This window comes from Pseudomonas sp. S3E17 (assembly GCF_024168685.1).
GTDB classification, from domain to species: Bacteria; Pseudomonadota; Gammaproteobacteria; order Pseudomonadales; family Pseudomonadaceae; genus Aquipseudomonas; species Aquipseudomonas marginalis.
This window is the reverse complement of record NZ_JALJWE010000001.1, coordinates 6558219-6578093: the sequence shown is the minus strand read 5'-3', so window position 1 is coordinate 6578093 and position 19875 is coordinate 6558219. Positions and strand designations below refer to the sequence as shown.

General features: G+C 55.1%; 19 protein-coding genes. All 19 read right to left on the bottom strand.

What is annotated here, in order from left to right:
* Positions 1-5 precede the first annotated feature (5 nt).
* Positions 6-1085: a non-hydrolyzing UDP-N-acetylglucosamine 2-epimerase gene (gene wecB, locus J3D60_RS29895; RefSeq protein ID WP_253493760.1), complete on the bottom strand. Its 1080-nt coding sequence runs from the start codon at positions 1083-1085 to the stop codon at positions 6-8.
* A gap of 24 nt (positions 1086-1109) precedes the next feature.
* On the bottom strand, positions 1110-2234 hold the full coding sequence (locus tag J3D60_RS29890) for a glycosyltransferase (protein WP_253493759.1): 1125 nt from the start codon (positions 2232-2234) through the stop codon (positions 1110-1112).
* Between the two features lie 20 nt (positions 2235-2254).
* A complete protein-coding gene (asnB, locus tag J3D60_RS29885; protein WP_301294603.1) occupies positions 2255-4141 on the bottom strand; it encodes an asparagine synthase (glutamine-hydrolyzing) in 1887 nt (628 codons plus the stop codon).
* Between the two features lie 39 nt (positions 4142-4180).
* A complete protein-coding gene (locus J3D60_RS29880; protein WP_053132496.1) occupies positions 4181-5641 on the bottom strand; it encodes an oligosaccharide flippase family protein in 1461 nt (486 codons plus the stop codon).
* A complete protein-coding gene (locus tag J3D60_RS29875; protein ID WP_253493757.1) occupies positions 5634-6932 on the bottom strand; it encodes a glycosyltransferase in 1299 nt (432 codons plus the stop codon). The genes J3D60_RS29880 and J3D60_RS29875 overlap by 8 nt, the downstream gene beginning before the upstream one ends.
* Positions 6933-6972: 40 nt before the next feature.
* Positions 6973-7488 (bottom strand): DapH/DapD/GlmU-related protein, encoded by a 516-nt coding sequence (locus J3D60_RS29870; RefSeq protein WP_053132492.1) that lies wholly within the window; start codon positions 7486-7488, stop codon positions 6973-6975.
* Positions 7485-8285 carry an NAD(P)-dependent oxidoreductase gene (locus J3D60_RS29865; RefSeq protein WP_253493756.1) on the bottom strand — a complete coding sequence of 267 codons (801 nt, stop codon included), beginning with the start codon at positions 8283-8285 and terminating at the stop codon, positions 7485-7487. Before J3D60_RS29865 ends, J3D60_RS29870 begins: the two co-directional genes overlap by 4 nt.
* A gap of 207 nt (positions 8286-8492) precedes the next feature.
* Positions 8493-9461, bottom strand: a complete 969-nt coding sequence (locus J3D60_RS29860; RefSeq protein ID WP_253493753.1) for a dTDP-glucose 4,6-dehydratase — start codon at positions 9459-9461, stop codon at positions 8493-8495.
* Positions 9458-10414: a Gfo/Idh/MocA family protein gene (locus tag J3D60_RS29855; protein ID WP_053132486.1), complete on the bottom strand. Its 957-nt coding sequence runs from the start codon at positions 10412-10414 to the stop codon at positions 9458-9460. Before J3D60_RS29855 ends, J3D60_RS29860 begins: the two co-directional genes overlap by 4 nt.
* A 3-nt stretch (positions 10415-10417) precedes the next feature.
* Complete coding sequence (locus J3D60_RS29850; protein WP_253493751.1) at positions 10418-10921, bottom strand: acyltransferase; 504 nt, start codon at positions 10919-10921, stop codon at positions 10418-10420.
* Positions 10911-12050, bottom strand: coding sequence for a DegT/DnrJ/EryC1/StrS aminotransferase family protein (locus tag J3D60_RS29845; RefSeq protein ID WP_253493749.1), 1140 nt, complete (start codon positions 12048-12050; stop codon positions 10911-10913). The genes J3D60_RS29850 and J3D60_RS29845 overlap by 11 nt, the downstream gene beginning before the upstream one ends.
* A 204-nt stretch (positions 12051-12254) precedes the next feature.
* A complete protein-coding gene (locus tag J3D60_RS29840) occupies positions 12255-13346 on the bottom strand; it encodes a DegT/DnrJ/EryC1/StrS aminotransferase family protein (protein ID WP_253493747.1) in 1092 nt (363 codons plus the stop codon).
* Positions 13343-13927 (bottom strand): UDP-2-acetamido-3-amino-2,3-dideoxy-D-glucuronate N-acetyltransferase, encoded by a 585-nt coding sequence (gene wbpD, locus J3D60_RS29835; protein ID WP_223013920.1) that lies wholly within the window; start codon positions 13925-13927, stop codon positions 13343-13345. The genes J3D60_RS29840 and wbpD overlap by 4 nt, the downstream gene beginning before the upstream one ends.
* A gap of 7 nt (positions 13928-13934) precedes the next feature.
* Positions 13935-14885 carry a UDP-N-acetyl-2-amino-2-deoxy-D-glucuronate oxidase gene (gene wbpB / locus J3D60_RS29830; RefSeq protein WP_053132477.1) on the bottom strand — a complete coding sequence of 317 codons (951 nt, stop codon included), beginning with the start codon at positions 14883-14885 and terminating at the stop codon, positions 13935-13937.
* 17 nt (positions 14886-14902) lie between these two features.
* A complete protein-coding gene (wbpA, locus tag J3D60_RS29825) occupies positions 14903-16216 on the bottom strand; it encodes a UDP-N-acetyl-D-glucosamine 6-dehydrogenase (RefSeq protein ID WP_053132575.1) in 1314 nt (437 codons plus the stop codon).
* Between the two features lie 792 nt (positions 16217-17008).
* Complete coding sequence (locus J3D60_RS29820; RefSeq protein ID WP_253493744.1) at positions 17009-17254, bottom strand: LapA family protein; 246 nt, start codon at positions 17252-17254, stop codon at positions 17009-17011.
* Between the two features lie 19 nt (positions 17255-17273).
* The gene (gene ihfB, locus J3D60_RS29815; protein ID WP_053132474.1) at positions 17274-17576 is read right to left on the bottom strand and encodes an integration host factor subunit beta; all 303 of its coding nucleotides are present in this window, start codon (positions 17574-17576) and stop codon (positions 17274-17276) included.
* A gap of 131 nt (positions 17577-17707) precedes the next feature.
* The gene (locus J3D60_RS29810) at positions 17708-17992 is read right to left on the bottom strand and encodes a hypothetical protein (RefSeq protein ID WP_053132471.1); all 285 of its coding nucleotides are present in this window, start codon (positions 17990-17992) and stop codon (positions 17708-17710) included.
* A 151-nt stretch (positions 17993-18143) separates the two neighbouring features.
* Positions 18144-19829 carry a 30S ribosomal protein S1 gene (rpsA, locus tag J3D60_RS29805; protein ID WP_027604177.1) on the bottom strand — a complete coding sequence of 562 codons (1686 nt, stop codon included), beginning with the start codon at positions 19827-19829 and terminating at the stop codon, positions 18144-18146.
* Positions 19830-19875: the final 46 nt, after the last annotated feature.

The window sequence follows — 19875 nt, the reverse complement described above, 5'->3', positions numbered from 1 at the left end:
CCGAACTACCCCTGGCCTGAAACGAGGCGAAGTGACTGAACAACCCGGCCTGCTGCCTGACCGTCACCATAAGGCTCGCCATCTGCCGTGCCCGGCAGATAATCCTGTTCAAATGCGCTAAAAAAATCGTCGCTCAGTGGCGAAGCAAGGCGGTTCCAGCCCATATCGATCAATTCCAGCCACTCGGTCTCATCCCTCAGCGTGAGGCAGGGAACCCGATGAAAATACGCCTCTTTTTGCACGCCGCCGGAATCAGTGACAATCAGTGAGGCGTGCTTCTCAAGCATGACCATGTCGATATACCCGAGCGGTTCCACTATCAGGATATTCGCAGGCATGACTATCCCTTGATCAGCGAGGCGATTACGGGTCCGCGGATGCAAAGGCAGGACGACTTTCAGCGGGGACCGGGACAAGCCATCAAAGATGCGCTGCAGACGCAGTGGATCGTCGGTATTTTCCTGCCGATGCACGGTCGCCAACCAATACGCTTTTGGGGCCAGTGACAACGTCTGAAGAATCTTGCTGGTCTCGTCGGCTCTTGCCCCAAAGTACAAGGCTGCATCAAACATCACGTCACCCACGTTGATGACGTGCGAACCGGTGATACCTTCTTGCGCCAGGTTCTGGATACCCTGCTGATTCGGGGTCAACAGCAAATCGCTGAGGTGATCAGTCAACTTGCGGTTGATTTCTTCAGGCATGGCCCGGTTGAAGGAACGAAGCCCCGCTTCGACATGAACAATGGGTACGTGCAACTTGGCGGCCGCCAGCGCGCCAGCCAAGGTGGAGTCCGTGTCCCCGTAGACCAGCACCGCATCCGGACACTCCTTGATCAGTACAGCCTCAATGGCTTCAATCATGCGCCCCGTGTTCTGGCCGTGGCTCCCGCCTCCCACCCCGAGACTGTAGGCGGGTTTAGGGATCTCCAGTTCTTGAAAAAAAACATCCGACATATTTGCGTCGAAATGTTGTCCGGTATGGATCATGACTTCAACGCAGTCGCCTTGCTCTGCCATTGCACGAGAGACAGTAGCGGCCTTGATGAACTGAGGACGAGCACCGACGACGGTAACAATTTTCATAAATTCACTCATAAATGACGGTGTTCAGAGCAGCCGTGTGATTTCCGAGAGCAGAACCTTTCCATCATGCTCGTAATTGAGTTCACTGGCCGCGCGATGCGACGCTTGCTTGAATTCAGCGATATCTTCAGCGCTGAGCGCATTCATGGAGGCGGCCAGCGCTTGGGCGGTAAAAGAGTCAGCAACCACACCACAGCGATACTTGTTCAGCAGCGTAGCCATTTCAGTCGAAGGGCCGATGGCAACCCCGAGACGGGCCTGCACAAACTCAAAGAACTTGTTGGGCAACGCATGCTCATGGTTGAAGTTGACCGGTGGGAGCAGATAGACGCCCATGTCATATCCATTGAGCGCCTGGCATATCTGCGGCATCGGTACGGGCTCGATAAACCTGATCCGCGCGTCTGCGCTGGCAGCCTGGCGCAGCTCCTTCATGTAAGCCGCATCCGACTCCATCAGCATGAAATCCAGACTGAAGCGCTGATCCAGGTACTGCATCATCTCGATCATGACGCCCAGGTGACGAGACCGAATGGCGGCGCCATGGTGGATCAGACGAACCTGGTGTTCATTGACAGGCGATGGCGCCAGTTTCTGATCGAGTGGCGCGTTATGAACAACCACCGGTTGAACCCCATAGACACGCCCATATTCGTCGGCAATGCCCTGGCAAACAGTAACCATGCCAGCGGCCAACGGCAGGTAGCGCTGGCACAACGTATGGTTGTAACGACCGAACAGCAACCGCCACGCCCATTTATCGTCGAATTCCCGAGGCGAGTACTCGTGCGCATCCACCAGCACTGGCGTAGCACCCGCCAACTTCAACGCCAGCGGCGCACTGGAAAGATCATTGGCAATGATAAGGTCAAAACTGTCGGCGCTCAGCAGAACCTGGGCGCTGCGGACCTGTTGCTGATTCCAGTAGTAGTTTTCAAACGCACCGGCCAGAAGCTTGGCCGCCCAAAACAGCTTCTTCGGCAGACTCGCGGGTGATTTCTCAAGGTTTACGAAACGTATATTCGCATCAGGCTTTTGGCCATAGCCGGCCACAGTCACCTGGTAATCAGATTCGAGCAAGCGAACCTGCCGCATGACCCGAGGATCGCTATGAATAACGGAAAAAGAAATTATCAGTATGCTTTTCAAAGTAAAACCTTGATTCAATATCAAGCAATAAAATGACTATGCCAGCGACAGAAGTTAATCCAGCGCCAGACCTGCCAGGTAAAAGGCTTTTTGCCCGCCATGATCAACTCAAACTCACGCAACGCTTCTGCCTGGTCGAAAAACGGCAACTGCAGATCAACTCGCAGCCAACTGCGAATCGTATCCACCATCGATGTCAGCCAAACCTGTTCAGGAGTGGCAAAGCCGATCTTGTCGCGGCGATCCAGGACGTCATCGGGCACGATACCGCGCATGGCAGCACGAAACACGGACTTCGTCTCGCCCTTCGGCGAGATCAGGTAGGACTCTGGCAACGACAGCAACAGATTCACCATATCCAGCGTCAGGAAAGGTACCCGGCTTTCAACCGAAAAACGCATCGAGTTGCGGTCGCCATGACGCAGCAGCGCGGGCAACCCACGGCGGGTCAACGAAAGTGCCAGCTCGGAAACCACGCGGCGACCCGACTCGGTCACGTCGGAGCGCTGCAACGGAAAACGCTGAACAATGCCGCGCTCGGCAAGCGGCTCACTTTTGATCCAGGCGGGCAATGCGTTCATGCCATTCAATGAGCGCAGCACCTGGTTCAACGTGCCCTGGGTCATTTCAGCGACGCATCGCTTGGCCCCGCCCATCCGGCTGCGACCTGGCCACTTGGACCACTCATCAAGAAAACTCCAGGCTTCGCCCAGTTTTCCCTTCTCGATCAGACTTCGCAGGCGCTGGCCTGGATAACCGCTATAACCGGCCATCATCTCATCAGCGCCCTGACCGTCCAGGGTGACGGTAACGCCCTGCTCTTTCGCCAGCTGAAACACCCGATACTGGGCGTAAATACTGGTGCTGCCGAAAGGCTCGCCCTGAGCCAGGATCATGGAATCGAGGTCGCGCGCGAGTTCATCGGCGCTGACCACCATTTTATGGGGGACCGCACCCACGTGTTCATTGACTCGATCGACCCACACCTCTTCGCTTACATCACTGCCCCGCGCAATGTAGCTGAAGGTATTGATCGGCACGTCCGGCTCGACATGGCGCATGGCACACACAACAGCAGAGGAGTCGATGCCGCCGGACAACGCCGCGCCGACCGCGACATCACTGCGCAGGTGCAAGCGGATGCTTTGCAGAAAGGTTTCTCGGACACGCTCCGTGGCATCCGCGAAGCTCAGGTCGCTGCGCTCTTTGATCGAGGGGGCCCACCAACGTAGCGGGTCGCTGAGCGCGCCAGTCTTGAGGTCAACCGTAAGCACATGCCCTGGCAGCAGGTTCAACACCCCCTCAAAAAAGGTGCCGGGACCACTTTCATAATCGCCGTGAACCAGATAATCGTAGGCACGCTGCCAGTCCAGAGTCGCCTTTTCGCGCTTCAACGCTTTGATCGCCGCCACTTCCGAGGCGAACAGGAACGCACCTTGTTCCTGGCTATAAAAGAAGGGTTTGATGCCAAACGCGTCACGCACGCACGTCAGCGTCGCCGCTACCCGGTCAAACACCGCAAAAGCGAACATCCCCGTCAGGCGTGGCAGGCACGCTCTGCCCCACTGCTTCCATGCGGCCAGCAGCACTTCGGTATCAGAGTCGGAAACAAAGGGGTGCCCGAGCGAGCGGAGTTCCTCGCGCAGTTCGCGGTAGTTGTAGATCTCGCCATTGAAAACGATCGATAGCGCCCCCTCAGCGCAATGCATCGGCTGATGCCCAGCCGATGACAGATCAATGATCGACAGACGCGTATGTCCCAAGCCGACGACGGCGTTTGCCGCCTCGAACAGCTCGTACCCCCGGTCATCCGGCCCCCGTAGGCGCATGGCGTCGAGCGCCCTGGCCAGGCTGTCATCCACCAAGGATGACCGTGTCGGCCACCATCCCCCTGCAATACCGCACATGGCTATCCAATCTCCAGAAACAAGGTTAAGCCTGCCGAATCACACATTAGACCGTCGACCGACACGCTGGCGAACCTGCAGCAACAGCGCACGAATATCTGCAAGTGGCAGCAGGCCACTCGCTACCACGACAATCGACAGTGCAATCAACAGCAACGATTTCAACATCAGGGTCAGCGGCAAATAGAGATCCCATTGATCCAGCTGCGCGCTCACCCAGGCACAAATAATGAAGGCCACCACGCCAGACGCGCAGGCACGCCAGTTATAGGGAATCCGATAGAGGCGCTGACTGACCAACAGCCAGGCCACAAAGAACACCAGCGCGGCCAGAAGTGTCGCCGTTGCAGCCCCGTAAACACCCCACAACGGCACCAGCAGCCAGTTGGCCCCGGCACTGACCGCCGCTGACAGCAGCGTTACCCACAGCTGCCAGATGGTTTTTTTCTGGATGGCGATGCCCGGCGCAAAAATATACATCTGAGACAGAAGCAACGCGGGGGCGAGGAAGGCAACCAGCGAGGCGCCTCCGAGATAATCCGCGGTTGCGAACACAGTCAAGAGCTCGCGGGCAAACACCGCCAGGAACAGGCAGCCGGCCAGCGCTACAGCAACAAACCAGCTGAACAACCGGGCAATCTGTCCCGGTGTCTCCGGTTCCCGGTAATGCTGGTAGACCAGTGGCGTCAGTGCGGCCTGGATACCGAGCAGCAGCAAGGCGGAAAGGCCCGCGACACGGCTGCCAATACCGAACAGGCCTACGTCCTGCAGTGAGCCAAAATGCATCAGCGCAACGCGGTTGATATACAGGCTGACGAACACCGCCAGGCCGGCCGGAACCAACGGCATGGAGAACTTCAGCATCGCCGCGAGCCTTTCAACATCGAAGGAAAAGCCGAATGTGGTGCGTAGAAGCCAAAGACAGATCAGCGTTGAGCACAACGCGGCCAGTAGCTGGCCAAGCATCACCCCTTCCAACCCCTTGCCAAGCAGCAGGCAGAACACCACGGCAAAAGCCAATGTCATCAATGCATAGCCGAAACTGACCATGGCATAAGCCTTGCTGCGCAGCTCCCAGCGAAACTGGTTGAGCAGCAAATAGTAAATGCCATTGATGGTGATAAAACCCAGGCCAAGGCGAAAGGTGTCGAGGTACGCCGCGTCGCCGAGCACCAACAGGTTCAGGCGCGACGAAGCCAACAGGCCCGCCAGCAGAAACACACTGTACATGCCCAGCGTGAACCAAAAGGTCGTGCTGGCCAGCGTGCGCCTTTCGGAGGGTTCCTTTATGTCTCCCCAGTAACGCGCCAACCCCTGCGACACTTCCAGCGCAACGGTTAGATTCACCAGCGCGCCCAGGGTGATGAGCAAGTCAAAAGCCCCGTAATCGCCGGTCGAGAGTACCCGTGTGTAGAGTGGCAGCAGAAAGATAGCCAACCCTCGGGACAGGACGGAGGCCAGACCGTAGATCAGGCTGTCACGCAAAATCGCCTTAAGCATTGGGGACTTGATCCTCGCCCTTGACCAACGCCAGAAGCGCGCGCTCCAGGACTGGTTTATCCCCCACTGCCAAAGCGCTGACACCCAACTGATCGACTACGCCCTTTACCAGAAAACGCACATGAGAATCGGGGGCGCAACACCCGCCGACGTAGTCAATGTTCGCAGGGTCAAACCACCATTCTGCGCGAGGAACGCCCTCAAGAAGATCCAGGTAACGCCTGGCAACGACCGCACACGACCAGCGCTCTTCAACGAAAAGCTGCGCACGCCGGCCCAACGCCATCCTGTACTCGGGATCGCAAACCAGCTTCTCTATAGCGGATTCCAGATCCTGCGGTAGCACGTACAAGCTGGGTGGCACGTCTTCGGCCTGGATGTAACGGGAGACATGCTCGGCCATGTAGCCTGCGATGACACAAGGTTTACCAAAACGAGCCGCCTCGGAACCAAAAACGGCAAGCGGGATGTCCGAATACAGTTGATCCACAACGAAATCACAATGGGCCAACTGCTTGAGTACTTCCTGATTACTGACACCCTGGAGCTTGATGAACTCGATCGGATGCCCCCGGGCGATCAACCCATCGATAACCTCACCTATCCTCTGGCTGCCTTTGGCCAGGGGACTTGAGGGACTGTGCAAAATCGTCACTTTTCCCGCTGCGGGCTTTGCATCAATACCACCAGGCGCATCAAAGGCAGCCGGCACGCCCATAGAGAACCAGTTTATAAAGGGTTGCTCATGGAAATGGGAACTGCTCGGCGAACTGACAATGAAGTCAGCGTAACGCTCATGCAGGGCGATACGCTTTTTCAGGGTTTTGACCACCCGTCCCAATTTATGAAAATCAGGCGACTCTGGCACACAGGGATAAACAGACCCATCCAGATAAGGGGGACGGAAGTCACTGCCCACGTTAATGAACACCACTTTCTTCCTGAACGCCTTGAGCAAAAACAGTTCGAGATGAGAGTCCGTTAACGTACGACCGTAGAGGAAAATATAAGCGTCGCAGCAAAAAACCGACCCTAGAAAAACCAGCCAGCTCCAGGCTTTGTGCAGCAGTACGTAAAAGATCTTGCGCAACAATTGACGTGATTGTGTCGCGGCCCGACGCGCACCGATTGCCTGCCAGGCACGGATCAGCCACGAGTCACGCGCCCCGCCGTAGGAAAAGATATGCCTGCTCTCCAACACCAGGTCAGCCGAGATGCCATTTTCGGCAAAGCCCTTGGCCAGACCTTTGGCAACACCGGCGATTTCTACCGGGCCGATCAAAACCCTCATACCACCTCCGGGATGAGACTTGAGCAGGAGAGCATCGTAATCATCGGCTGCGAATCAACTTGGCCGGAACACCAGCGACGACAGAGTATTCAGGGAAGGTCTTGGTCAAGACGGCACCTGCTCCCACCTTGCTGCCCTTGCTGACGGTTACGCCGTTCATGATGATTGCGCCAATACCAATGTTTACATCGTCTTCAATGACAACCTTGGCAAAGCTCAAGCTCTGAAACATGATAGGTACGTCACGCCCGCTATCTTCGTGGTACGCCGCATGGATTTTCACCCCTGGGCCTATACCCACGCAGTCACCGATTTCAATGCCGCCGGCACCATGCAGAAAACAGCCTTGGCCAATCCACACATTGTTTCCTAGAACAATCTTGTCCTTGTAATAACCTTTCAAGATCGTGTCGTGACCGATGTAGACATTATCCCCAAGCTCGATATTTTCCGGGTGAAAGACCCGGACGCCATCTTCAATAATGACATTCGTCCCTACACGCGCAAACTTGCTCAGGTCAGGAGTACCTGGCCCTTCTGATCGATATGCTTTCATTGCCCACCTCGAATACTGTCGATTAAACGACCCAGTCCGCACTCCAGGGAAATAGCACCCCGTCCTTTGCAATACATACTGGATTTAGCACCGTCTACATGATTGAAAACGGGCTCAATATTTAGAATCCGCCCCGCGAGCAGCGCAATCTCCTGAATACTGACGATCTCGCTTCCACCCAACACATGCACGCCCTCGACTCGCCCTAGCGTCATTGCACAGAGCTGATCGCACAGGTCATCAATATGTTGCGGGTTGATGAGCGGGCACGAAGCATGAATCGAAATATCAATCGGCTCGCGGTTCAGGATGCGCTGGATCAACCTTGGCATCAGGCGCTCCCGGGACTGACCTTCACCGTAGGGGTAATACAAACGCGCAACTGCAGATGGCCCTCGATAATGCAGGCGGACGACCTCGTCCCCGAGGTACTTGCTTAAAGCATAATCACCCACAGGGGCTGCCGGACTATCGAACACCGCCGGGCCATCCGAATAGCCGTATACAGCGCCACTGGATACATTGAGCAAATAAGGGGGTGTTGCGCGCGCCTGCAACATCGCACACAGGTTAATGATCCCCTGTACGTTTACGGTGAACAGCTTTTCTCGATCCGCCCCCACATAAGCGGCGCAGTTGATCACCGCATCGTGATCCTCAAGGCAGCCAAATGACTCCGGCATGACAAGATCAATATCGCTGCGACCGTAGGCTCGAACCTGATGCCCCTCGGCAGTCAGTCTAGAGACCAGGTGACTGCCGACAAATCCGTTTGCGCCTACGATTCCAACATTCATATTTAACACCTGATAAAACCAGACCAGCCAATACCGTGTTTCTGTACCGTCCAGGTTGCCCGCTGAAACTGACACGCCTACGACTAATTTCAAACCCGGTATTGGCTCACCCAGACGTTACATACGCTAGAACCAATTCAGGCTTGAATACGCATGAGGGGCAAGATAAATCAGCATCCGCCAACCTGAATCAAGGCTTACACCCTATTAGTCGATGCGCTGTTTGTACCAGGCCAGGGTGTCCGCCAGGCCTTTATCGAACGGCGTCAGAGAGTACTGGATAAGGCCCTTTACCTTTTCGTTACTGGCATTGTGGCAAAGCACATCCGAATGGCGTCCCGGTTTGCGCAGGATCTCACCGCTATAGTCGAAAGCTTTGCAGATACGCTCAATCAGCTCCGTGATGGAAATCTGATTGTCGGTGGAAATGTTGACGGTCTCACCCGACGGCAGCATGGAGTACAGCTTCACAACGGCATCTACCGTGTCCTGCACATAGATGAAATCGCGGCTCTGAGTACCCTCGCCATGAATCTCAGGCGTACCGCCTTTCAGCAAGCGCATGGCGGTAATCGGGATCACACCGGCGAGCATGCCCTTGTAGTTCTGGCGTGGCCCGTAGTTGTTGAACGGCCTCACGATGAAGGCATCCAGCTCAAACATCCGTACATAGCTTTCCACTGCCAGGTCGGCAGCAGCTTTACCCGCAGCATACGTGGTGGTTGGATTACGTGGATGAGCTTCGTCCATCGGCTCGTAAACAGCAGAGCCGTAAACTTCCGAAGTGGAGAAATGACACAGCGTCTTGAACAGGCCCCGGCGCTGCAGCTCCAACAGGTTAAGCGTCACGCGCACGTTGGTATCGAAAGCGTTGGCCGGGTTCAGGAACGAATAATTCAGCGCCTTGGTCGCGCAATTGAAGACGATATCAATTGAATGATTGGTAAAGATGTATTCCAGACTGGTGTTGAATTCCGCATCGTCGCGATAAAAGGTGACTTTGCCAGTCGCGAGAGCCTCCTCCAGGTTGTCTTCCGAGCCGACAAACAGATTGTCGATCACGACAACATGCGCTGCCCCTTCGACCAGCAGCTTGTCCACAAGGTGACTGCCAATAAAGCCAGCACCACCGGTGACAAGGATCGTCTTGCCCCGCACATCATCCCGAATAGTCATGCTTGCACCGCCGCTTGAATCACTGCACAAATTTTCATTGCCTCAACACCTGCATCGACACCCGGCACGCTGACCGAGGATGGCTGCCGGCAGCTCGCCATGAAGGCTTGCAGCTCGGACAACAGGGCTTCCTGAGGAGGCACCGCAACTGCCTCTTGAATCGCAGAGATGGTGTAGGGCAATACGCCGCCCTGCTGGGTCTCAGACTGACGGTTGATGATGATTTCCTTACGCAACAGATCGCAGTCGACAAACATGTCGGTGCAAGTAGCCTCGATCTGGCGCTTCTTCTTGTCGGTTACGCGACTCGCCTGAATTCTTGAGAAGCGGCCGTTTTCATGGGTAATCAACGCTGAGGCGAAATCGATCATGCTCCCGTGCGCGAAACCGTGAGCAGCCACGGACTTTGCCGGGCCGTTGAGGTACAGCGCCAGGTCAATGTCGTGAATCATCAGGTCGGTGACGACATCAACATCGGTGATACGCGAGCTCACTTTGTTGGTCCGCGTGAAGTCGATACTGATGATCTGCTCGCTTTTTTCCAGGACCACCTTCAGCGCCTGCACTGCTGGGTTGAAGCGCTCGATGAAGCCGACCTGGATATTCAGGTTGTTGTCCTTGGCGAAAGCTGCGACTTCATCGCACTCCTCCAAGGTCGCAGCGAGGGGCTTTTCGACGAAGATATTCTTCACCTGAGCGGCTACCAGGCGGATGTAATCGGCGTGGGTCACGGTCGGGGTACAAATCACCACCGCGTCGACATTTGCGAGCAACGGGGTTGGGTCAACCACCCCGGGTATGCCGTGCGCTTCGCCAGCACGAGCTGCCACGGCAGCGTTCGCATCGGCGACAAAGGCCAGTTCCACGCCTTTGAGCAGGGACAGCACGCGCAAGTGATTGCGCCCCATATTCCCCAGGCCAATCAGGCCTACCTTGAGCACTTCTTCAAACATATCTCAAACGTCTCCGGAAACTCGATTGCCTTCCCTGTCGATCTTGGCGACCGCACGAGCAGGATTCCCCATGACCAGGGTATAAGGTGCAACATCCTTGGTGACGACACTCCCGGCGGCGACCATGGCGTACTCACCAATGGTAATCCCGCAGACGATGGTCGCATTGGCACCGATGCTGGCACCGTTATGCACGAAGGTCGGTGTGATGGACCAATCGGCGTTGAATGCGCGTGGCACTTTGTCGTTGGTGAAACAAGCATTGGGGCCAACGAAGACATCGTCACCGATCTCTACGCCGTTATAGACCGAGACGCTGTTCTGGATCTTGCAGCGATCGCCGATTTTCACCGCGTGATCGACATAGACATCCTTGGACAGGATGCACCCTTCTCCGATCACCACATCTTCGCGGATCTGTACGTTGATCCAGACCTTAGTGCCCTGGCCAATACTGGCTTTGTCCGAGACGTTCGCGGTCGGATGGATGTAGACATCATTTGCCATGATCGCCTCCGGCCAGCGTTGCACGGACCACGGACGCCACGCGTTGCAGCTCCTCATCGGTCATGTACGGGAACAGCGGCAAGTTAAGCACCGATGCACACAGTCGCTCGCCGACCTGGCCGCCGAAGTGCCCTTTGATATAGGCGGCGGCGCCGGGCTGGCTGGACATGACGCCAGGGTAGATGTTCGCAAAACCGATCTCGGCCGCCTTGAGTGCAGACTCCAGGGCGAGCTTGGTATCCGCGTCAGGCACCAGGCAGACATTGCAGTAACCATTTTCTGTGTATGCGGCCGGGGCCGACATCAGCTCGATGCCAGTCGAAGGCAGAGCGTCTCGGTAAAAGGCGACCGCCTTGCGACGGGACGCAAGGCGTTCCTCGATATGCCCGATGGACAAATTGAGGAACGCCGCCTGCAGCGAATCCAGGCGCGAATTCCAGCCCACGTCGCCGTACCCGTAATGAGCCGTGCGCCCGTGATTACCGAGACGTCGAACCTTGTCGGCAAGCGCCGCGTCATCGGTAAACACTGCACCGCCGTCGCCCGCACCACCAAGAACCTTGGCTGGATAGAAGGAGGTAGTGGAAATGAACGCCCCCTTGCAGATCGGCTCACCCGCGAATTCAGCACCGTACGATTGAGCACCGTCCTCGATCAGGCATACAGCGTGTTTTTTGCACAGATCACGCAGATCCTGCAGGCGCGCACTGCCCCAGCCATACAGGTGGGCAATGATCGCAGCCTTGGGCGATGCCTCGCGAATGGCCAGCTCGAACGCAGCAAAATCGACGCCTCCATCAGTGATGTCAGCATCAATGGTGACTGGTTTTGCGCCTACATTGACGACCGCTTCGAAGGTCGCCCAGAAGGTCACATTCGGAACCAGTACCACGTCCCCCTCCCCCACGCCCACTGCACGCAGGGCCAGCTGAAGAGCATCCGTGCCGTTTGCACAGCTCACGGCATGAGCCACCTGCAAATCCGACTGCAAGCGTGACTCCAGGGCAGCGACTTCAGCACCACCGATGAACTGTGCGTTGATGGTCATCGCGTGGAATTTTTCCATCAGCGCGGCGTGGAACCCAGGCTCAAAGCGCTTGAGATCAATGAAGGGAACGTTAATTTTCAATCTCCTTAGATAAGCCCAAAAATGGCCGCCACTTTATCAGCAATCCGGGCCAATCTCATAACTAGTGTCACCCCCTCCAGGTGCCGTTTACCGACAATTTACGCCTGGAGGAATTTGAGCTAAAAACATTTAAAATCAATAAGATATGTAATCCAGCAGTGTCAGGGTAATCCCACCCTGACAGTCAAGCCCGACCACCGGAACTCACTCCCCCAGGCTATTGCTCAACGCCTGGACAATGGACTGCAATGCCGCCTCATCGAGATAGGGATGCATTGGCAAACTCATGACCCGCGAGGCGGCTGCATCACCGACTGGTAGCTCGGCGCTATCATCCTTCACGGCCGGCTGGCGGTTGAGAGGGATCGGATAATGCACCGCAGTGGGTACGCCGAACGCCTTCAGTTGATCCTGGACCTTGTCACGCGCATCGACCTGCACGGTGAACTGCGCCCAGGCACTGGTGTTGAATGTCTCTACAAAGGGCGCAGTAATGCCGACCTCTACGAGCAGCTGGCTGTAGCGTTCAGCGACCTTTTGCCGCAACGCCAACTCTTCGGCGAATATTTCCAACTTGGGCAAGAGGATGGCCGCCTGCAGCGTATCCAGACGACTGTTCACCCCAACACGCACGTGATGGTAACGGCGATCCTGGCCATGGCGGGCGATTTGCCGCATGACAACAGCCAACTGATCGTCGTTGGTAAAGAGCGCACCGCCGTCACCATAGCAACCCAGTGGCTTGCTCGGGAAAAAGCTCGTGCTCCCAATGGTTGTCAGATTGCAGGATCGGCGCCCTTTGTAGGTTGCACCAAAACTCTGCGCTGCATCCTCGATCACCGGGAGGCCGTGTTGGGCCGCGATGGCATTGATCGGGTCGAAATCCGCACACTGGCCGTACAGCGAAACCGGAATAATCGCTTTGGTACGCGGTGTAATTGCCGCCTCCAGCAACGCCGGATCTAGGTTGTAGGTGCGCGGGTCAACGTCGACATATACAGGCTTGGCGCCCAGCAGCGCAACGGTTTCTGCAGTAGCGATGTAGGTGAAGCCCGGTGTGATCACTTCATCGCCAGGGCCTACGCCCAAGGCCATCAGGGCAATCTGCAAGGCATCGGTGCCATTAGCGCAGGTGATGCAATGCTTGGCACCAACAAATGCAGCAAGGCGCTCTTCGAGCTCCGCGACTTCCGGGCCAAGGATGTATTGGCCATGCGCCAGGACACGCTGGATACCGGCGTCGATCCTGTCTTTGATCCTGGCTTGCTGGATCTTGAGGTCAATAAACTCGATCATTGCCCGGCCTCCTTGACCAGCGTTTTACCGCTCAGTAGGTAGCGAGCACCGCTGTGCTCGCAAATCGCAATCCCATCGCCTTCCAGCGGCAGGTCCAATTGCTCGCCGAACTCACTCATCCAGCCGATTTGCCGAGCGGGCACGCCCACCATCAAGGCATAGGCGGGTACCGGCTTGTTGATCACCGCGCCGGCGCCAACGAAAGCATACTCACCGATGGTGACACCACAGACGATCGTGCAGTTGGCGCCCAGGGTGGCGCCTTTTCTGACAAGGGTGTCGCGATACTCGCTCTTGCGTTCGATCAGAGAGCGCGGGTTGTAGACATTCGTAAACACCATGCTCGGCCCACAGAACACACCTTCTTCCAACGTCACGTTGTCGTAGACCGAAACGTTGTTCTGGATCTTGCAGTTGTCCCCGATAAGCACCTTGTTACCAACAAAGACGTTCTGCCCGAGGGACACGCCCCTGCCGATACGTGCGCCACTGCAAACGTGCACGAAATGCCACACCCGCGAGTCGTCACCGATCTGCGCGCCTTCATCGACAATTGCGGAAGGGTGAACTTGATAATTCATGCCTGCCTCAGCGACTCAGGGTTGCAAGAAAAGGGTGGCCCTCGCCGTTCTGCGGCGTAACGATGGCGGACGAACGAATGGTATTTACGGTTTCGACGCAGTGACGCGCGTCTTCGATGCCATAGCCACGGCCGGCGAGGATTTCCCGGTAGCTGGTGGTATGCAGGTCGGTAAAGCCTTCGGAAAATTCCATCTCATCGCCATCAACCGTGATGGAGCGATAGGTTGGCTTTTTGCCCTTGACAGAATCCGGCAAGTCATCGGCATCAATGGACAGGAACCAGCGCACACGGGCGTTCTCGTATTCAAGGTAGCCGGCTGCTTTGTAATCATTGGCAAAGTGCACAACGTTACGCTGCAACTTGCCAAAGATGAAATGCAGCATGTCGTAGAAGTGCACGCCGATATTGGTCGCGATGCCGTACGACTTGCGCGGATCACCCTTCCAGCTCTCCATGTACCACTTGCCACGCGAAGTGATATAGGTGAGTTCTACATCGTACTTGCCGTCGCGAGACTCACGGGCAACTTTCTCTTTCAAGTCGAGAATTGCCTGGTGATGACGCAGCTGCAGGATGTTGTAAACGCGCTTGCCCGTCTCGCGCTCGACCAAGGCCAGTTCGTCGAGAATTTCAGGCGTGGGAACCAGCGGCTTCTCGCAAATCACATCGCAGCCAAGGCGCAAGCCGGCCGCGATATGCGAGTGATGCAGATAATTGGGCGAGCAGACTGCGACGTAATCCAAGGCGGTGGCCGGATCGCGCTTGAGCTGCCAGGCGTGCTCATTGAAACGCTCGAACTGGGTAAAAAACTCGCTCTGCGGAGACAGGCTGTCAATGATCCCCACGGAATCATTGATGTCATAGGCCGACACCAACTCGTTACCGGTGTCTTTGATTGCGCGCATATGCCGAGGGGCGATGTAACCGGCAGCGCCGATAAGGGCGAAACGTTTCAAAGGGAACACTCCAGCAATCAGGCTTTGATGATATGGGCTTCAGGGGTGCGGTACTTGCCGCGACTATCGATCACCAATCGTGCGTGCTGGCGAATCAGCTCATAATCGAATTTGTCGTGATCTGTCGCCAGGACAATGGCGTCGAAGCCCGCAATGTTTTCTGCGGTCAGCGCCTCGCTGGACAAGTCGAAGTGGTGCTCGCGCATCTTCGGGAACACCGGAACGTGCGGGTCACTGTAAGCCACGATACAACCCTTGGCTTCCAGCAACTCCATGATTTCCACGGAGGGGGACTCACGCATATCGTCCACGTTTTTCTTGTACGCGATACCAAGCACCAACACTTTGCTGCCTTTCAACGGTTTGCTGTTGTTATTGAGGCCGTCCATCAGCTTACTGACTACGTACTCGGGCATGGCTTGGTTGACTTCGCCGGAGAGCTCGATGAAACGCGTGTGCAGGCCATACTCGCGGGCCTTCCAGGTCAGGTAGAACGGATCGATGGGGATGCAGTGCCCACCGAGACCTGGACCAGGGTAGTAAGGCGTGAAGCCGAAAGGCTTGGTTGCCGCTGCGTCGACCACTTCGAAAATATCAATGCCCATCCGATCAGCGACAACTTTCATTTCGTTGACTAGGCCGATATTCACCGCGCGGTGGATATTTTCCAGCAGCTTGGTCATTTCAGCGGCCTTGGTAGAACTCACCGGCACCACTTGGTCAATTGCCTGCTCGTACAGGGCGATGCCGACTTCAAGGCATGCGGGAGTATGCCCACCGATTACTTTCGGAATAGTACGGGTTTCAAAGTTTGGATTACCCGGATCTTCCCGTTCTGGCGAGTAAACCAGGAAGATATTCTCACCCACCTTCAAACCACCACCCTCAACACGCGGAAGCAACTCTTCTTCAGTCGTCCCCGGATAGGTGGTGCTTTCAAGCGAAACAACCTGACCCTCGCGCAAGTAAGGCTTAATGGCTTCCGTGGTATTAATCACGAAGCTCATGTCCGGCTCACGGTACTTGTTCAGGGGAGTTGGAACACACAGTATCAAGGCATCACATTCGCTCACGCGCTCAAATGCGGTGGTAGCCTCAAAACCGCTTTGACGGGCGCTCTGAACTTTTTCAGCAGGAATATGTTCGATATAACTTTGACCAGCATTCAACCGAGAGACTTTAGCCTCATCAATGTCGATGCCCAATACACGAAAGCCAATGGCATTATAACGCAACATCAGGGGCAGACCGACATACCCCAATCCGACAATACCAATTAGGGCTTCTTTGTTCTTAAATCTGTCAACACTTGACTGCTTGATGCCTGACATCAGGTAAAACTCCATTAGCTAATTCTGGAACGATCAACACATCAACTATCCCGGGAATCACAACCCGATGCTGAGGCTCTCTTTTTCATACGCCCCACTCCAAACGCCGCCAATTGGGATTGACCAACCTGCGAGACAGCGTAAGCGCATACGTCTTGGGCAATGTATCAAAGGGCACATTATGCCGTTATTCTCCCTGCATAGCTGTAGCCAAATTGATGATTCCACAACAGCATCGGAGAGAAATACTTGTAATCATGGCGTTACAGCGAGCAAATCCAGGCAACGTATTGACGCTTCCTAACCGTGCCCACCTCTAAAAAGCCTATGATTTTTCTCACAAAAAGCTCATGCAACCCCTGCCTTCCGCTACGAAATGTCGCAGCGGCAAAGCGCCTTCCAGTATAGACCAGGGCAAAATTTCCAACAGGGCTGACGACTCGACACACGACAGGAGGACGCAGACAGGCTTTCAAGAGACTACAAACCCATTACTGAGCCTGACCTCTTAGCAGTTCCGCCCCCACGACTCATTGATGCGGCACAGAGACAAATATTCCACAAACAATTTCGCCAACGCACAACGTCACTTAACGCGAAACCATTGAATTAGAAATCCAAACTGCCATAACCCGAAAAGCGTTGCACTCACGGGTCAACACTCAAATAAGAAAAACCTAAAACCCTACCGGCAAAAAAGAGCACATTCATTGAGCATACAAAAAAGACCAATCCAGCCAAATCAAATCCAACTTTCAAAGACCAATAGCTGAAGCCCCCAACACCAGCGTGTTAGCTCTGAATGCGCGCTTTCGCTGCACGCCTTGAACGCAGACGTGTTAACGAACTGATAACAGGACCGAGACAGCAACCTATCAACAAAGCCAAGATAACATAGACTGCAACTGGAGCTTGAGGCGTCGACCAAGTAAAGAAAACAAGACTTACACGCTGATCATTTTCAAGAGTGAATACAATCACGACGGCGACAACCAAAATGAGCAGCGCGATTTCAACAAATTGCCTGATTTTACTCATCTAAACCTCCAAACTACGATCACAGACTACCTTCATCTTCCTCATCCTCATTCACCCGATCCCGCAACTCCTTGCCCGGCTTGAAATGAGGGACAAACTTACCGTCTAGGCTGACTGACTGCCCAGTCTTAGGATTACGCCCTACCCGCGGAGCACGGTAGTGCAGCGAAAAACTCCCAAACCCGCGAATTTCAATCCGATCGCCGGTCGCCAGGCACTGGGACATCTGCTCAAGCATGGTCTTGATAGCCAGCTCTACATCCTTGGATGAAAGCAGCCCTTGATGGGTGACAATTCGTTCGATCAACTCCGACTTCGTCATATTTTTCCCTTCTTTTTCAAGCAGCTAGGAAAAGCGCTTCGAAGGTTTTAGCATGACTTGATGAATTTGAACAGCCCACACATCAACTTATCTGCCGTTTGAATAACCACCGCCATGAGCGATCAACACACTCAATTGCAGATCACAAGCATGGTACGAGTGACTGCTCCAGCAGGGTTCCAACCGAACAAGTAATCACCCTCTTCGTCTTTGGCGTCGCTGGACCTGGTGATGACCTTATAGCCCCGCATCTTGCATTCGCGGGCGGCGCGCTTCTCGCACTTCTCCCAATTGCCGCCAAGCCCCGAGCAGTCAACCTCAATGCCGCTGACACCGCGCTTGACGTGAGTTTTGGCGCTGGTAGCGGCACAGCCTGCAAGCAATACCACTGCGAGCACTACGATAAGCCTTTTCATTGAAGTCCTTAATAACACGGGATGGCTCTTATCAACACTATAGTCAGCTCTGACACCAAGTCCTAACCCTTGGTTCTTGCGTGTGGATTCAACGAATTTCAGGCATAAAAAAGGGCGACCGAAGTCGCCCTTTTTTACAGCCTTACAGAACTTAGTTCTGCTTAGCCATTGCTTCACGCAGCAGGGAGGCCATGGTGGTCTCGCCTGTTGCAGCTTCCGGAGCCGATTTCAGGCTCTGGATGGCTTCTTTCTCTTCCACTTCGTCTTTCGACTTGATGGAGAGCTGGATCACGCGGCTCTTGCGATCGACGCTGATGATCTTGGCCTCTACTTCCTGGCCTTCTTTCAGAACGTTGCGCGCATCTTCAACGCGGTCACGGCTGATTTCGGAGGCTTTCAGAGTCGCTTCGATATCGTCGGCCAGAACGATGATGGCGCCTTTGGCGTCAACTTCTTTCACAGTGCCTTTAACGATTGCGCCTTTGTCGTTCTCTTGAACGTACTCGGAGAACGGATCGCTTTCCAGTTGCTTGATACCCAGGGAGATGCGCTCGCGCTCTGGGTCAACCGACAGGATAACGGTGTCCAGCTCGTCGCCCTTCTTGAAACGACGAACAGCTTCTTCGCCAACTTCGTTCCAGGAGATGTCGGACAGGTGAACCAGGCCGTCGATGCCGCCGTCCAGACCAATGAAGATACCGAAATCGGTGATCGACTTGATGGTGCCGGAGATTTTATCGCCCTTGTTGAACTGGCCAGAGAAATCTTCCCATGGGTTAGATTTGCACTGCTTGATGCCCAGGGAGATACGACGACGCTCTTCGTCGATGTCCAGGACCATGACTTCCACTTCGTCGCCGACTTGTACGACTTTCGAAGGGTGGATGTTCTTGTTGGTCCAGTCCATTTCGGAAACGTGTACCAGGCCTTCAACGCCTTCTTCCAGCTCAGCGAAGCAGCCGTAGTCGGTCAGGTTGGTAACACGTGCGGTGACGCGAGTGCTTTCTGGGTAACGGGCTTTGATAGCGACCCATGGATCTTCACCCAGTTGCTTCAGGCCCAGGGAAACACGGTTGCGCTCGCGATCGTATTTCAGAACCTTGACATCGATCTCGTCGCCAACATTGACGATTTCGGAAGGATGCTTGATACGCTTCCAAGCCATGTCGGTAATGTGCAGCAGGCCATCGACGCCACCCAGATCGACGAATGCGCCGTAATCGGTGAGGTTCTTGACGATACCTTTGACTTGTTGGCCTTCCTGCAGGGATTCCAGCAGAGCTTCACGCTCGGCGGAGTTCTCTGCTTCCAGGACGCTGCGACGGGAAACGACAACGTTGTTGCGCTTCTGGTCGAGCTTGATGACTTTGAATTCGAGTTCCTTGCCTTCCAGGTGCGTGGTGTCGCGCACAGGACGAACGTCGACCAAAGAACCTGGCAGGAACGCACGGATGCCGTTAACGTCGACAGTGAAGCCGCCTTTAACCTTACCGTTGATAACGCCCTTGACCACTTCTTCAGCTGCGAAGGCTGCTTCGAGAACAATCCAGCATTCAGCGCGCTTGGCTTTTTCACGGGACAGCTTGGTTTCACCGAAACCGTCTTCAACCGAGTCCAGAGCAACGTGAACTTCGTCACCGACATTGATTGTCAGATCACCAGCATCGTTGTAGAACTGTTCCAGCGGGATCAGAGCTTCAGACTTCAGACCAGCGTGAACGGTTACCCAGCGAGCTTGGTAATCGATATCAACGATAACACCGGTGATGATGGAGCCTGCCTGAAGGTTCAGGGTTTTTAGGCTTTCTTCAAAGAGTTCCGCAAAGCTTTCGCTCATTTTAATTCCTGTTGATAAGGGCGAAGAATACGCCCATCTCCACACC

Bases quoted from the DNA above. Each gene is read 5' to 3' on its own strand.
- wbpD (WP_223013920.1), bottom strand. From the start codon at position 13,927: ATGAATTATCAAGTTCACCCTTCCGCAATTGTCGATGAAGGCGCGCAG.
- J3D60_RS29860 (WP_253493753.1), bottom strand. From the start codon at position 9,461: ATGACTATTCGGGATGATGTGCGGGGCAAGACGATCCTTGTCACCGGT.
- J3D60_RS29850 (WP_253493751.1), bottom strand. From the start codon at position 10,921: ATGGCAAATGATGTCTACATCCATCCGACCGCGAACGTCTCGGACAAA.
- ihfB (WP_053132474.1), bottom strand. From the start codon at position 17,576: ATGACGAAGTCGGAGTTGATCGAACGAATTGTCACCCATCAAGGGCTG.
- rpsA (WP_027604177.1), bottom strand. From the start codon at position 19,829: ATGAGCGAAAGCTTTGCGGAACTCTTTGAAGAAAGCCTAAAAACCCTG.
- J3D60_RS29865 (WP_253493756.1), bottom strand. From the start codon at position 8,285: ATGAATGTTGGAATCGTAGGCGCAAACGGATTTGTCGGCAGTCACCTG.
- J3D60_RS29880 (WP_053132496.1), bottom strand. From the start codon at position 5,641: ATGCTTAAGGCGATTTTGCGTGACAGCCTGATCTACGGTCTGGCCTCC.
- J3D60_RS29855 (WP_053132486.1), bottom strand. From the start codon at position 10,414: ATGTTTGAAGAAGTGCTCAAGGTAGGCCTGATTGGCCTGGGGAATATG.
- wecB (WP_253493760.1), bottom strand. From the start codon at position 1,085: ATGAAAATTGTTACCGTCGTCGGTGCTCGTCCTCAGTTCATCAAGGCC.
- J3D60_RS29840 (WP_253493747.1), bottom strand. From the start codon at position 13,346: ATGATCGAGTTTATTGACCTCAAGATCCAGCAAGCCAGGATCAAAGAC.
- J3D60_RS29810 (WP_053132471.1), bottom strand. From the start codon at position 17,992: ATGAAAAGGCTTATCGTAGTGCTCGCAGTGGTATTGCTTGCAGGCTGT.
- J3D60_RS29870 (WP_053132492.1), bottom strand. From the start codon at position 7,488: ATGAAAGCATATCGATCAGAAGGGCCAGGTACTCCTGACCTGAGCAAG.
- J3D60_RS29820 (WP_253493744.1), bottom strand. From the start codon at position 17,254: ATGAGTAAAATCAGGCAATTTGTTGAAATCGCGCTGCTCATTTTGGTT.
- J3D60_RS29875 (WP_253493757.1), bottom strand. From the start codon at position 6,932: ATGAGGGTTTTGATCGGCCCGGTAGAAATCGCCGGTGTTGCCAAAGGT.
- wbpA (WP_053132575.1), bottom strand. From the start codon at position 16,216: ATGTCAGGCATCAAGCAGTCAAGTGTTGACAGATTTAAGAACAAAGAA.
- asnB (WP_301294603.1), bottom strand. From the start codon at position 4,141: ATGTGCGGTATTGCAGGGGGATGGTGGCCGACACGGTCATCCTTGGTG.